The organism is Clostridium sp. AF02-29, from assembly GCF_934835585.1.
GTDB classification, from domain to species: Bacteria; Bacillota; Clostridia; order Lachnospirales; family Lachnospiraceae; genus Otoolea; species Otoolea fessa.
The window spans coordinates 20,501-34,595 of record NZ_CAKVZK010000013.1 but is presented as its reverse complement, the minus strand read 5'-3'; the positions used below and the strand labels follow the sequence as shown (position 1 = coordinate 34,595).

Genomic DNA, 14,095 nt, shown 5'->3' with positions numbered 1-14,095 from the left:
ATAAAAAAAACACGCATCAGAAATTTTCACTTCTAATGCGTGTCTCTTCCAAAAGCAACTGCTTCTGTATATATTTTGTATTTTTACTAAAGCAAGAGCAGCTCATCTCTCACTTTTATATTATTTCTTATTTCTCAGAAAATCCGGAATATTGATCTGTGTTTCCTGGCGCATCGGGCGGAACGGCTGTGCCGGTGCCGACTGCGGTGCTTCCTTCGGAGCGACTGGCTGTGCCGGTGCTGCTGCAGATGGTGCACGGAAGGTCGGTGCCTTGTAGGTCGGCTGCGCTGCCGCTGCAGTCTGTGCTGCCGGCTGAGCGTATGTATTGCCAGTCGTCTTTGCCTTGAACGGAGTCTTGAACTCAGTCATCGCTTTTGCGACCGGTGTGTTCACACCGTGGGAATCCAGTCCAGTCGCGATAACAGTGATCGTCGCCTCATCCTGTGCATTCTCATCGTACATCGCACCGAAGATGATATTGGCATCGTCGCCTGCAAGCTCCTGTACATAGCTGGCTGCGTCATTTGCCTCGATCAGGCTGATATCGCCGGAAATATTGATGATAACGTGGCTTGCACCCTCGATGGTTGTCTCAAGCAGCGGGCTGGATACAGCCTGCTTAACAGCCTCAAGTGCTTTGTCATCACCCTTCGCATGACCGATACCGATATGAGCGATACCCTTGTCCACCATAACGGTCTGAACATCTGCAAAGTCAAGATTGATAAGACCCGGAACATTAATCAGGTCGGTAATACCCTGTACTGCCTGCTGAAGAACCTCATCTGCTTTCTTCAGTGCATCCGGCATCGTGGTACGGCGGTCTACGATCTCAAGAAGTTTATCATTCGGGATAACGATCAGAGTATCGACAGCTGCTTTCAGTTTTTCGATACCATTGAGCGCGTTGCTCATACGGGTCTTTGCCTCGAAACGGAACGGCTTTGTGACAACGCCGACCGTCAGGATGCCCATATCTTTTGCGATACGTGCAATAACCGGAGCTGCACCTGTACCGGTACCGCCGCCCATACCTGCGGTAACGAATACCATATCTGCACCCTTGAGAGCCTGTGCCAGTTCTTCCTGGCTTTCCTCAGCTGCTTTCTCACCGATCTCCGGCTTTGCGCCTGCACCAAGTCCCTTGGTCAGCTTCTCACCAATCTGCATAGCTGTGGACGCCTTGCAGAACTGCAGTGCCTGCTTATCTGTATTGATACCGATAAATTCTACACCGGCAATATCTTCATCGATCATACGGTTGACAGCGTTGTTACCGGCTCCGCCGACACCTACTACTATAATTCTGGCAGAGTTCTCTGCTTCATTTATCTTTATCTCTAACAAGATACTTCCTCCTTCATTTTCCCATCTGTTCCGGTTTTATCATTTTTATACTAAAATTAGGGTCTTTTAAATCTAGCCTACCTAATACTATATTTGATTTTCAGCAAAAAATCAATCGTTTCTTTTATAAATTTTCAATAAACCAGTCACAATGTTACTGTTCACGCATACGTGCCCAGTAATGTCACAATTTCCATATGCTGGCAGCTGCAGCACGATTTTGCCGATTCTTCCTAGTTTTTATCAAACCGGTACATCGGGTTTGCATTCGATTCATCGTAGCTGTCCAGATAGAGGGTTCCGGACAGATCCGGATAATCCCGCAGAATATCCGTCAGCTCCGAAAGTTTCCCGTTCATCTCACTGTTGCTTCCCAGCTCAACCTTCAAGCTCCTGATTTGAAGTGTCGCTTCCTTTTCCTTATTAAAACGGATCTCGTCCACCGCAACCTCGTTGACCGACAGCACCTGCGTCAGGTTCAGAATCTCGTTGAAAACGCTGATATCCTCGACCGGCAGCGGCTGATGCAGCACGATATGTCCAAAGGAAAGTCCGGCAATCTTAGGCACACCCGGCAATGTCTCGCTTGTGCTCTCCACAATGATGCCGTCCTTGTCAAAATACATCCGGCTGTTCATGTAGGAAACGTAACCAACCACACTCTTCTCGTAGACGATCACCTCCACGTCCGACGGGCTGCGGAACACCAGCTTGTAATCCTGCACGAACGGAATTGACTTGTGCGGCCGGAAGCGGTACTGCAGATAGCAGAACACCGGATTCCGGCTCAGCCGCGAATCGAAAATAGACGCCTCTATCTGCTCTGCCGTATATTGCCGGTTTCCACTGACATGGATTGTATTGATCTGAAGCAGCGACAGACCGACAAAAAACGCGGCTGCCACAAGAAGTGCTGCCGCCGTGATCCAGATATGTTTTTTTCCACGGCGGCGCCATACCTTTTCCTCTGTCTTTTTTTCAATCTGTATCTTCTCTATCTCCATCATCCTCCCGGCGCCGGATCTCTGCTCCTAATGCCCGCAAGTCCCGGCAAATATCTTCATATCCCCGCTCAATATGTTCACATTCTGATACTCTGGTCCATCCGTCCGCCCCCAGGGCTGCCACCGTCAGGGCTGCGCCGCCCCGCAGATCACGGGCACGCACCAAAGCTCCCCGCAAGGTTTCCACTCCGTCAATCCGGGCAATGTTCCCGCTGCATTCGATGTTCGCCCCCATTTTTTGAAGCTCCGCCGCTGTGCCAAACCGGTTTTCAAATACCGTCTCCCGCAGCATACTGGTTCCATCCGCCCGTGACAGCGCCGCCATCAAAAACGGCTGCAGATCGGTCGGAAACGCCGGATACGGTCCAGTTTTCACCGATACCGCCCGCAGGCGCTGTCCGCTGTGTACATATATAAGTTCCGGTTCCTGATAAAGCGAAACGCCCATATGCTCCAGCACCCCGGTCAATGCACGCAGCTCCTGTGTCTGCACGCCGTCCACGATCACCTCACCGCTGCAGGACGCAGCGGCAAGAAGATAGGTCCCGGCTACGATCCGGTCGCCGCCGATCACAAACCGGCTGTCATGGAGCGGCAATCCGCCTTCTATGATCAGCGCATCCGTCCCGATCCCCCGGATCGATGCCCCCATACCATTTAGAAAATGGCACAGCTGTCCAATCTCCGGTTCCCGCGCGCATCCCCGCAGAACCGTCCGCCCCACCGCTGCCACAGCGGCAAACAGGGCATTTTCCACCGCGCCGACACTCGGAAACGGAAAAATAATCTCTGCCCCGCGAAGTCCCGTTGTCTGTGCATGCAGGAAGCCGTCCGACTCCGGTTCCTGTATTTCCGCGCCCAGCGCACGGAGTGCCCGCAAATGCCAGTCGATTGGACGTTTTCCGATCATACATCCGCCGGGGCTGTAGACCCCCGCCTCGCAAAAGCGTCCCAGGAGCGCTCCCAAAAGCATAATGGACGAGCGCATTTTCCCCATCGCTTTCTGCTCGATCCGCCAGCCATTCATCTTTGAAGTATCGATTTCCAGACGGTTTCCGTGCAACGCACACCGGCATCCCAGAGAATCAAGAATCCCCATCATACAGAACACATCCTGTATTCTGGGGACATTTTCAAGCACGGTAATTCCGCGGTTTAACACCGACGCCGCCATTATCGGCAAAACTGCATTTTTCGACCCCTGCACCGTGAGTCCGCCCTGAATCCGGCACGGTCCGTGAATCTCGATGAAAGCCAAACAATCCCCTCCCACCGGCATCTATGTATTATTATATGCCAACGAGAGAAAATGGTTCTCATTTTCTACATTTCCCGAGGTGAATATGTAACTCCGCCAAATATTCCTACTGCTCCAGCTTAATCTGGTTCGAGACGCTTAACACCATCCCCATCTCCAGCATCAGGAACATGACGGACGTACCTCCGTAACTGATAAACGGCAGCGTAACACCCGTGTTCGGGATCGTATTCGTAACAACCGCGATATTTAAGATAACCTGAATCGCGATGTGTGCCATCACGCCGATCACGATCATCGCACCCATCAGATCCGGTGCATTTCCAGCAATTACCATGAAGCGGTAAATCATAAACATGAAAATCAGAATGACCGAAATCGCGCCAAACAGACCTAATTCCTCACAGATAATCGAAAAAATCATATCATTCTGCGCCTCCGGCACGAAGCCGAGCTTCTGGAGACTCTCGCCCAGTCCCTTTCCAAACAGACCGCCGGAACCGATCGCGTACAGGCCCTGGAGCACCTGATAACCGCCGGAACGTGCATACTGCACCGGGTTGACCCAGACATTGATTCGTCCCAGCTGATAATCCTTCAGGATATGGAGCTTTACCAGCAGATGCCCTATATAGGGGGCGACCGCCAGAAGTCCGACGCCACCTCCGATGCAGAGAAAAAACGGCCATTTGATCTTGCACGCCACAAACAGCATCACAAACACGATGCCGCAGATGATGATACCAGAACTTAAGTTGTTCGCCGTAACTAAAAGTGCCAGCGGCGCCGACAGCGCCACGATAAATCCGACTGCCCGCAGCTGGTTGATCCGCACGCCCAGATTGGCAATCAGAACCGCCAGAAGCAGAATCAGGGAAATCTTGACAATCTCGGTCGGCTGGAACTGGAGCGGTCCCAGGCGCAGCCAGCGCTTCTTACCATGCGATGCCACGCCCAGAGGTGTAAAACGCGTCAGAAGCAGCGTCACGTATGAAGCGATATATCCCAGCATTGCAAACCGCGCAAACCAGTGATAATCTATCTTGGAGACGATATACATCGCAACAAAGCTGACACCCGCGATGCCCGCCTGACGAAGCATAAAATATCCCGGATTGCCGTAATCAAGCTGCGCCTTATAGGAGCTCGCGCTGTAAATCATGATCAGTCCGAATACCGTCAGGAAAATGATGGTAAACAGCAGACTGTAATCATAAAACCGATGTGGTTTTTTCTTTTTAATTTTTCCCGGTTCCGGCATACTTCCACTCCCCTGCTTTTTGTTGTTACAGTTTCGAAATTCTGCCTGTAAACGGCAGTTTTTCCTTCAAATCAGGGCTGCCGCAGACAAATGCCGGCTGCGACAGCCCCCTTAAATACATTAAGCCTTTATTCGTTACTGTTCACGCATACGTGCCCAGTAACCTTTATTCTTCCAATACCGAATTGCTGCGTGCTTTGCACTCCGCAATTCTCAAAAGTCACAATTCCTCCTGCAAGCAATCTTGCGTCGGATTTCCGACCTTTGAACCTTGGTATTACAAATTTCTCACAAACTCTTTGAATTTGCGTCCGCGCTCTTCAAAGTTCTTGAACTGCCCCCAGCTTGCACATGCCGGTGAAAGCAGGACGTTATCGCCTGGATTTGCGTAGGATGCACATACCTGTACAGCCTCCTGCAGATCTTCCGCGTACATGATATCATTGAAGCCGTGGCGTTTTGCACACTCGGCAATCTTGTCGCGGGTCTGGCCGATCAGCACCAGATAGCGTACCTTTCCGCCAAAGCTCTCGATCCACTCGTCAAACTCGGAATGCTTATCATATCCGCCTGCGATTAATAAGGTCGGTCCCGGCATCGCCTTGATCGCCTGCATCGCTGCATCCGGGTTGGTTCCCTTGGAATCGTTGTAGTATTTGACACCAAAACGCTCGGTTACGAACTCAATGCGGTGTTCAACTGCCTTGAATTCCTTGATCACCTTCTGGATCTTCTCCAGCGGAACGCCCATGTTCATACTGATAGCAACCGCTGCCATAACATTTTCATGGTTATGACGGCCAAGTAGCTTCAGATCGTGGATATTGACAATCACGGTCTCTTTCTCGCCGTCATTGTATACAATCTCATCCTCTTTCAGGTAGAAACCTTGTTTCAGGGTACGCAGACTGGAAAAATATACCACCTTGATGTCTTTTAAAGTCTCACCAAATTCACGCAGTACCGGATCCTCATAGTTCAGGACGCAGACATCGCCCTCTTTCTGGTTCTTGGTAATGCTCTCTTTCGTCTCGATGTAGCATTCCATCGTCTTATGACGATCCAGATGATCCGGGGTAATATTTAAAATAGCGCTTACATTCGGGTGGAAATCAGTCATGGTCTCCAGCATGAAGCTCGATACCTCTGCAACAGTTACGGTCTCATCCGTTGTCTCCAATGCATGGAATGCAAACGGCTCACCGATATTTCCAACTACAAATACGCTGTCATAGAAAGACTTCATGATCTCGCCGGTCAGGGAAGTCGTCGTTGTCTTTCCGTTCGTGCCGGTAATGGCTGCCATACGTCCTTTGGCACAGTGATATGCAAGCTGCATCTCGCCCCAGATCGGAATACCGGTTTCACGAATCATCTCTACAAACGGTGCATCGGTCGGGATGCCTGGGCTTAAAATTGCCAGCTCCACGCCTAACAAATCCGTCTTTTTCAGCTCTCCGAGGACGAACGTGATCGTCGCGCCTTCGTCAAATTTCTTTTTCAGCTCCTCTGGATCCAGTTTTTCATTGCCATCGTAAAGCACTACCTCCCCGCCTTTTGAGAGAAGGAGCTTTGCAGCTGCAATACCGCTGATACCTGTTCCTGCTACTAATACTTTCTGACTCATAATCTTCCTCCTATAATCCTAAGTATGCTATAAGGCAAAGGATTGCCGTAATAATCGAAAATACGCCTACGACTCTGGTCTCAGACCATCCGCAGAGCTCGAAATGGTGATGGATCGGCGCCATCTTGAAAAAACGCTTTCCGCCCGTCTTCTTAAAATAGGTTACCTGAATAATAACAGATAATACTTCCACCAGATAAATCAGACCCACGATCGCGATAAAGATCGGCATCTGCATCATAAAGGCACTGGAAGCAACAAAACCGCCAAGTGCCAGTGAACCGGTATCGCCCATGAACACACGCGCCGGATAGACATTGAACAGAAGAAAGCCCAGAAGACTTCCAACTACTGCGCCGGTAATCGGGCTAATGCCGCTGTTCTCCCCGATCGCCACGATCGTAAAGAACGTTGCTACCAGAATCGTCACACTGGTGCACAGACCGTCCAGACCATCTGTGAAGTTCACGCCATTGTCAGTTCCCAGAATGATGAAGAACAGTGCCGGTACAAACAGCCAGACCGGAAGCTGTAAATACTTGCCGGTAAATGGAATCAGCATCCCTGTTCCGATGTCCGGTGAGGTTACAATATAATAGGCAAAAATACCTGTGATCACAAACTGTCCGATCAGCTTCTGGATCGGATTTAAGCCCTCCGAACGTTTCATCACGATCTTGATGTAATCGTCCAGAAATCCAACCACGCCGAATCCAACAGTCATAAACAGCACCGGAATGATCTTCGGATAATCCCGGATATAGAGCAGAGACGTAATGATGATGCTGGAAAGAATTACCAGACCGCCCATCGTCGGGGTTCCCTGCTTTTTCAGATGCGTCTGCGGTCCGTCATCGCGCACCTGCTGTCCGAATTTCAACCTGTTGAGAAACGGTATCACGATCGGGCACAGCACTGCGCTGACCACAAATGCGATGATAACCGCCAGTATTGTTTCATTTACCATGTCACACCTCTAACTTATCTTCCTATGTATACAGAGATAGTTCCTCAATTTATACACCTCAATAGTATACGTCTTTTTAGGGGAATAATCAACCTCTTTTCTCCACCCCCAGATACGGCAAAATGACCTCAAACAGATCGCGGATCACCGGGGCGGCAATCGTCCCGCCATAGTAGATTCCTTCCGGTTCATCGATGGTGATGAGCGCGATCACCTGCGGATCGTCCGCCGGTGCAAACCCTAAAAATGAGGAAATATATTTTTTCCGGCTCCTTGGAAGTTTCTCCGAGGTTGCCGTCTTTCCGCCGATCCGGTAGCCCTCGATCCGGGCGTTTTTTCCACTCCCCTCCGCCACCACCTGTTCCAGAATATAACGCAACGTCTCACTCGTCTGCTCCGATAAGATTCTCTCCCCTTTTGGATAGGCAAACACATGGACTGCCTGACCATCTGCCCGCACGGCACGGATACCGATGTGCGGTGTGATGCGCGTGCCCCCGTTGATCAGGGAGGATGCCGTTGTAATGAGCTGGATCGGCGTGATCTGAAACGACTGCCCAAAAGAGACGGTCGCCAGCTCCACCGGTCCGATCTGATCCGGCTGGTGCATGATCGTCCCCGCCTCACCCGGCAGATCAATCCCAGTCTTTCCCAGCAGACCAAACTGCTTAAAATACTGATAGTACCGCTCCGGTCCCAGCCGCTGCCCGACATCGATCAGAACAGGATTGCAGGAATTCATCATTCCCTGTAAAAACGTCTCCCCGCCGTGTCCGCCCACCTTGTGACACCGAATCTTCCGATCTTCCACGATCCGGAATCCCGGGCAGGAAAACTGGTCAGTCAGGTTGACCACGCCCGCCTCCAGTCCCGCAGCGGCAGTCACGATTTTGAATGTAGACCCCGGTTCGTATGTATCATTTAAACAGGGATTGCGCCACATCTGATTGAGGAGAGCTTGTTTATTTTGCGCTGATGCTGCGTGTGACTGCACTTCATTCTTCCAGGATATGTCTTCTTCTGTTTCTGAAGCTTCGCTTTTTCCATCTGTCACCAGCTCAAACGGCTCATTCAATGAAAACTCCGGTGCATTTACCATTGCATAGATTTCCCCGTTCTTCGGGTTCATCACGATGATCGAGACGCGGTTCGCATTCTTTTTCTGCATCGTCTGGTACGCCGCCTGTTCCGCGTACATCTGGATATTGACATCCAGACTCGCCTGCAGATCCCGCCCTGCCTCCGGCTCGATGCGATCCTCCGCCTCATTTTCCAGCTCGATCCCCGCCGCGTCCGTGAGCGTCAGGATCTTGCCATCCGTGCCCTTTAAATACTTCTCATACTGTACTTCCAGACCGATGATCCCCTGATTATCTCCCCCGGTGAATCCCAGCACTTTCGATGCCAGACGTCCATATGGATAATATCGTTTATAGTCCTCATCCACCTTGACTCCCTCCAGGCGCATTTCCCGGATCGCATCGCCCCGCGTTTTCTCTACATTGGACTTGATCACCTCCCTGGAAGATCGTTTTTCCGTTTTTTTCCGCACCTCCGCCTCCGGAAGTCCCAGTTCTTCGCTTAAAACCCGGATAACTGTCTCCGGATCTTTTACCTGATTATGAATCACTGAGATAGTACATACAGTCCGGTTATCGGCGATCACCGTTCCGTTCCGGTCAAGGATCCGCCCGCGCGGCGCTTTGATACTGCGCTCCCGCCGATGCAGCTCCTCCGCCATCTGGCTGTAATAATCCGCTTTATACAGCATGAGGAAGAACAGTCTCCCCGCCAATCCTGCCATGCACAGGCAGATGGCGGCGCACAAAAAGACAGTTCTTCCTCTGTGATGCGTCCGGTTCCGATTCATACTGCTTCCTGTCTGATCTCATTGCTACAGTATATCATAAGAACCGTTTCTTTATTCTGTATTTTCCACGCAGGATAGATAAGTCTTCCCGACAGGCACAATTCTTAATCTCCCGCTGCCTGCGCTTCCTGGGAAGCTGCCGTTTCTCCGGCATTATCCGCTGTTCCGGTGTCTCTGCCCGTTCCAGCCGTTTCACCGTTTCCAACCGCCGCCGATTCATCCTGCCCATTTCCCATCGTATCCGGATAGCTGTACTCGTCTCCGGAATCGATAAATTCCTCATCGTAGTTCGCCCAGCCGCCCTCCGGAGCCGGAGTCGTCTCTGCCGGTGTTTCAGCTGCATTCGGATCCTCGGTCACTGTGCCGCTTATAATGCCTTCTTCCTGGCCGGAAAGATTGGTCTCGAGATCCTGTGCCGCGCCGCCTGCCGGGAATACATTCTTATATGGAAGGACTTCCGCCATGATCTTGCTGAAAATCTCGCTGGCAAAAGTCGAATGTGCCTGCTGTTCGCCCGGCAGATGCGGGGTATCTACTACCACATAGCAGAGTACCTGCGGATTGTATGCCGGTGCATATCCGATAAAGGAAACCAGATAATTCTTCTCCGCACGCGGCTGCTTCTGCGCCGTACCTGTCTTACCAGCCACTTCGTAACCGGCAACTGCCGCCGCGCCCGCGGTACCGCCATCACCTGATACTGTCTGGTAAAGCGCATTATTAATGAAGTTCGAGGTCGATTCCGAAACCGTCTCTCGCACCAGATTTGGAGAAACGGATTTGACAACGGATCCTTCGTCGTTCAGAATCTCTTTTACCACATGCGGCTCATAATAGGAACCGCCGTTGATTAAGGACGCATATCCGGCTGCCATCTGCACCATCGTACAGTTATAGTTCTGTCCAAATGCGTTGGTCGCCAGAGAAGCCGGATCCATATTGGATGCCTGATAAATCAGACCTGACGCCTCGCCCGGAAGGTCGATGCCTGTCTTCTCGCCAAATCCGAAAATCTTCTGATACTGGACAAACTTCTCTTTTCCCTCCAGTGATACAATACGCATCATAACGACGTTGCAGGATTTCATCAATCCCTGTGTGATCGTCAGCGGTCCGTGACCGGCTCGGGCAACACACCGGATATCCCAGTCTCCGAAATGCAGTTTTCCGCCGCACTCAAAGACCTCGTTTCCGGAAATCGCGCCTTCCTCGATCGCCCCGGCTACCGTAAATGCTTTCTGTGGAGAACCTGGCTCATAGGAGTCGCTCACGCAGAAGTTTCTCCACATTTTATACCACGCCTCGGACTTCGCCTTTTCATCCATCGCCTGGATTTCCTCATCCGTATAGTAGGTACTTAAATTGTACGGATCATTCAGATTGTAACGGGTCGTTGTATCCATCGCCAGGATCTCACCGCTGTTCGGATCCATGACGATCGCCGCCGCCAGATTACTTCCAATGCCCGCCTGCCACTCATCCAGATATTTCTGGACAATCTTCTGGATGTTGACGTCGATCGTCAACTCCAGCGTCTTTCCGTTCTGCGCCGGTTTTACTGTTCGCTCGACGTTCGAATCGCCGTTTAAATAACCATACTCACGACCGCTCACACCGTTCAGGATATCATTATAATACTGTTCAACACCGCCGGATGCATTGCCATCCTTGAGGGCAAAACCGACCACATTGCATGCCAGCTCATTGTACGGATACGTTCTCTTATATTCTTCCTCGAACCATACGCCCGTGATACGCTGGTTGCCGCCTTCCTCCGTCGGCAGCGCCCGGTATTCCTTGTTCTTGTCCTTCTCATAAGTCTCAAACTTCTCTTTGTCTTCCGCTGGAAGCTGTTTCGCATAGATCACATACTGGCTGTCTTTTTTCTCCTCGATCATCGCCTGCAGCTCGTCCCGCTTGTAACCGAAGCACTCCACCAGCGCGTCCAGCGTGGCATCGAGATACTGGTAGTTCTCCTCCGTATCCAGAATCTGCTTCGGATCGACGACCAAATTGTAAACTTTCTCGCTAATCGCCAGATACGTCCCGTTCCGGTCGATAATATTGCCGCGCTTGTAGGGAATCGTGCGGCTCTCATAGTCCTGATGGCTCAGGACTATCTGATTGTACGACTCGCCCTTACTTTTTACCAGATTATAAAGCACCAGCACCAATGCAAACAAAGCCAGCATAATTACCAGGACGGTAATTGCCAGCTTTTCCTGCATATATTTCCGAAAGGTCTGTCTGCCGTTAGTGTTTTGGGATGTCCTCATACTGTCTTACATACTCGCTTTCCGTCTTGTCATATAAAAGAATCTGATCCTTATTTGCATATACCATGCCGAGCTCTTCGGTCGCCACTTTATATACATGATCCAGATCCACATACGTGTCAATCCGGGTCTGAAGTGCATCGTTCTCGGACTTCAGGTTCTCCAGTTTCAGCTCCAGATCCTCAATGTGGTTGATACGGGTCGTGATCGACGCCTGCTTATGCAGATAATTCATACATAAAACCAGCGTGATCAGCGCAGCGATGGTCAGCGCCAGCACATACGGTCCGTTCATGTAAAGCGCCTTTTCCTGGTTGCGGCGCACGGCGTGTTTATGCCGGTACTCCTCTCTCTCATCTCTTTCTGGTCTTATCTCCACGGTTCTCTGAACTTTTCGCACGGTATTACCGTCCACATACGTGGAGGCCGATACATGTTGTCTCCCTCTGACAGACATAACGTTCCCTCCCTGCTCTTTCGCTTTTTCTCTCTTTTATCTCCCCCGCACCTGAAACGATCTCTGTTCTGCGGTGCAGTTATGCTTTTGTTTATGATTTTTCAAATACCCGGAGCTTTGCGCTCTTGGAACGCGGATTTTCTTCCATCTCCTGATCGGTCGGAAGAATCGGTTTTCTTGTAATCACCCTACCGCGGCTTTTGCGTCCACAAACACAGACCGGAAAATCCGGCGGGCAGATGCATGGATTTTCATTCGTCCGGAAACGGTTCTTTACGATTCTATCTTCCAGGGAATGGAACGTAATGATCGAAAGCCGTCCGCCCGGTGCCAGGCGCTCAATCATCGTATCGATCGAATCTTCCAGCACATCCAGTTCCCGGTTTAACTCGATCCGGATCGCCTGAAACGTACGCTTTGCCGGATGACCGCCGGTCGCCCGGACCTTTGCCGGAATCGATGCCCGGATGATCTCCGTCAACTCGCCTGTCGTCTCAATCTCTTTTTTCTGTCGTGCCTGTACAATGTGTTTTGCAATATTCTTCGCAAACCGATCCTCACCGTAGTCCCGGATGATCCGGTACAGTTCCATCTCACTGTAGGTATTGACGATGTCCTTCGCGGTCTGCTCATTTCTCTGATCCATCCGCATATCCAGCGGCGCATCGTCCTCGCGATAGGTAAATCCCCGTTCCGCTGTGTCAAGCTGGAAGGAAGAAACACCCAGATCCAGATAAATTCCATCCACCTGCGGAATCTCCAGCTCATCTAACACCTGTGCAATCCGCTCATAATTGCTCCGCACAACGGTTATCTTATCTCCAAAGGGAGCCAGACGTTCTGACGCAGCCGCAATCGCATCCGCATCCTGATCAATCCCGATCAGGCGTCCGCCGTCTCCCAGCCGTGCCGCCACCTCGCTCGCGTGACCGCCGCCTCCCAGTGTCCCATCCACATAGATACCCTGGGGCTTTACACAGAGACTGTCAACCGTCTCATTTAATAATACTGATTTGTGATTAAATATCATATGCCAAGGCCTTCCATATTTTCTGCAATCTCTTCCATGTCATCATAGACATTCTTCTCCGCCCAGATCGCCTTGTTCCAGATCTCGATCCGGCTTCCGACGCCGACCAGGACAACCTCCTTCTCGAGTCCTGCAAAATCCCGCAGAACCGAAGGAAGCAGGATTCGTCCCTGACGATCCACCTCACACGCCGAGGCACCTGCCAGAAAGAAACGGGAGAATTTTCTGGCATTCTGATTGGTAAGTGGGAGTGCCTGTAACTTCTCTTCGAACTTTTTCCACTCGGTGTTATCGTACACAAAAAGACAGCCATCCAACCCCTTTGTCACCACAAATTCGTCTCCAAGCTGTTCCCTGAACTTCGACGGAACGATCAAACGTCCCTTCGCATCGATTGTATGATTGTATTCTCCCATGAACATATCAATCACCCGTCATCCGATGTGTACCACTTTTGTGTCCCGAAAATCCATTTCGTTCCACTTTTCACCACTTTCTACCACTTGTTATGTTTATTTTAGTACATGCCCATCAAAATGGCAAGGTCTAAATCGAAAAAAAATCAGAAAACTCAGGCACCGGTTCTTTTTCCGAACACATGTACCTGAGTTTTCTGTACTTATCTATATTTGTTTCTATTTCCACTCTTATTTTATAGCGCCGTCTCCAGCCCTCTTTCAGTCTCCGTCTCCAGCCCGATATACTGATTTAAGAGTTTGTCAAGCTCCACACTGTAGTGATAAATTATGTCATATGCTGCCTTTGTGTCAATATTTTGATTCAGCTGCTGTCTTGCCCGTTCAATCTTTTGAACTAATTCTTCTCTCATATCCGCCATCCTGTGCATTCTCCTTTTCTATTCTCTAGTGCCATTCCTCCTTACTTCACTGTCATTTTACGTCTTCCACCAGCAAAAAGCAAACTATTTCGACCGATTAAATTCGACAAAAAACGACGTTTCGGTTCCAAAAGTGCCTACCCGTGAACAGCAACCGACG

12 protein-coding genes are annotated in these 14,095 nt (G+C 50.6%); all 12 read right to left on the bottom strand.

Annotated features, from left to right (window positions below; genetic code table 11):
- Positions 1 to 120: 120 nt before the first annotated feature.
- Positions 121 to 1,347, bottom strand: coding sequence for a cell division protein FtsZ (gene ftsZ, locus PUQ60_RS05075; RefSeq protein WP_022360220.1), 1,227 nt, complete (start codon positions 1,345 to 1,347; stop codon positions 121 to 123).
- Positions 1,348 to 1,580: 233 nt separating this feature from the next.
- Positions 1,581 to 2,354 carry a cell division protein FtsQ gene (locus tag PUQ60_RS05070; protein WP_233430135.1) on the bottom strand — a complete coding sequence of 258 codons (774 nt, stop codon included), beginning with the start codon at positions 2,352 to 2,354 and terminating at the stop codon, positions 1,581 to 1,583.
- The gene (murA, locus tag PUQ60_RS05065) at positions 2,326 to 3,609 is read right to left on the bottom strand and encodes a UDP-N-acetylglucosamine 1-carboxyvinyltransferase (protein WP_273380418.1); all 1,284 of its coding nucleotides are present in this window, start codon (positions 3,607 to 3,609) and stop codon (positions 2,326 to 2,328) included. The genes PUQ60_RS05070 and murA overlap by 29 nt, the downstream gene beginning before the upstream one ends.
- A gap of 106 nt (positions 3,610 to 3,715) precedes the next feature.
- Complete coding sequence (locus PUQ60_RS05060; protein WP_022360217.1) at positions 3,716 to 4,870, bottom strand: putative peptidoglycan glycosyltransferase FtsW; 1,155 nt, start codon at positions 4,868 to 4,870, stop codon at positions 3,716 to 3,718.
- A gap of 277 nt (positions 4,871 to 5,147) precedes the next feature.
- Positions 5,148 to 6,497: a UDP-N-acetylmuramoyl-L-alanine--D-glutamate ligase gene (gene murD / locus PUQ60_RS05055; RefSeq protein ID WP_106999726.1), complete on the bottom strand. Its 1,350-nt coding sequence runs from the start codon at positions 6,495 to 6,497 to the stop codon at positions 5,148 to 5,150.
- 10 nt (positions 6,498 to 6,507) lie between these two features.
- Positions 6,508 to 7,464, bottom strand: a complete 957-nt coding sequence (gene mraY / locus PUQ60_RS05050; RefSeq protein ID WP_273380414.1) for a phospho-N-acetylmuramoyl-pentapeptide-transferase — start codon at positions 7,462 to 7,464, stop codon at positions 6,508 to 6,510.
- An 88-nt stretch (positions 7,465 to 7,552) separates the two neighbouring features.
- Positions 7,553 to 9,334: a penicillin-binding transpeptidase domain-containing protein gene (locus tag PUQ60_RS05045; RefSeq protein WP_337955615.1), complete on the bottom strand. Its 1,782-nt coding sequence runs from the start codon at positions 9,332 to 9,334 to the stop codon at positions 7,553 to 7,555.
- A gap of 104 nt (positions 9,335 to 9,438) precedes the next feature.
- Positions 9,439 to 11,610, bottom strand: coding sequence for a penicillin-binding protein 2 (locus PUQ60_RS05040; protein ID WP_273417125.1), 2,172 nt, complete (start codon positions 11,608 to 11,610; stop codon positions 9,439 to 9,441).
- The gene (locus PUQ60_RS05035) at positions 11,588 to 12,067 is read right to left on the bottom strand and encodes a cell division protein FtsL (protein WP_273401182.1); all 480 of its coding nucleotides are present in this window, start codon (positions 12,065 to 12,067) and stop codon (positions 11,588 to 11,590) included. Before PUQ60_RS05035 ends, PUQ60_RS05040 begins: the two co-directional genes overlap by 23 nt.
- A gap of 91 nt (positions 12,068 to 12,158) precedes the next feature.
- On the bottom strand, positions 12,159 to 13,097 hold the full coding sequence (gene rsmH, locus PUQ60_RS05030; protein ID WP_022360211.1) for a 16S rRNA (cytosine(1402)-N(4))-methyltransferase RsmH: 939 nt from the start codon (positions 13,095 to 13,097) through the stop codon (positions 12,159 to 12,161).
- Positions 13,094 to 13,519, bottom strand: coding sequence for a division/cell wall cluster transcriptional repressor MraZ (mraZ, locus tag PUQ60_RS05025; RefSeq protein WP_273401181.1), 426 nt, complete (start codon positions 13,517 to 13,519; stop codon positions 13,094 to 13,096). Before mraZ ends, rsmH begins: the two co-directional genes overlap by 4 nt.
- 230 nt (positions 13,520 to 13,749) lie before the next feature.
- A complete protein-coding gene (locus PUQ60_RS05020; protein WP_022360209.1) occupies positions 13,750 to 13,935 on the bottom strand; it encodes an aspartyl-phosphate phosphatase Spo0E family protein in 186 nt (61 codons plus the stop codon).
- Positions 13,936 to 14,095 lie beyond the last annotated feature (160 nt).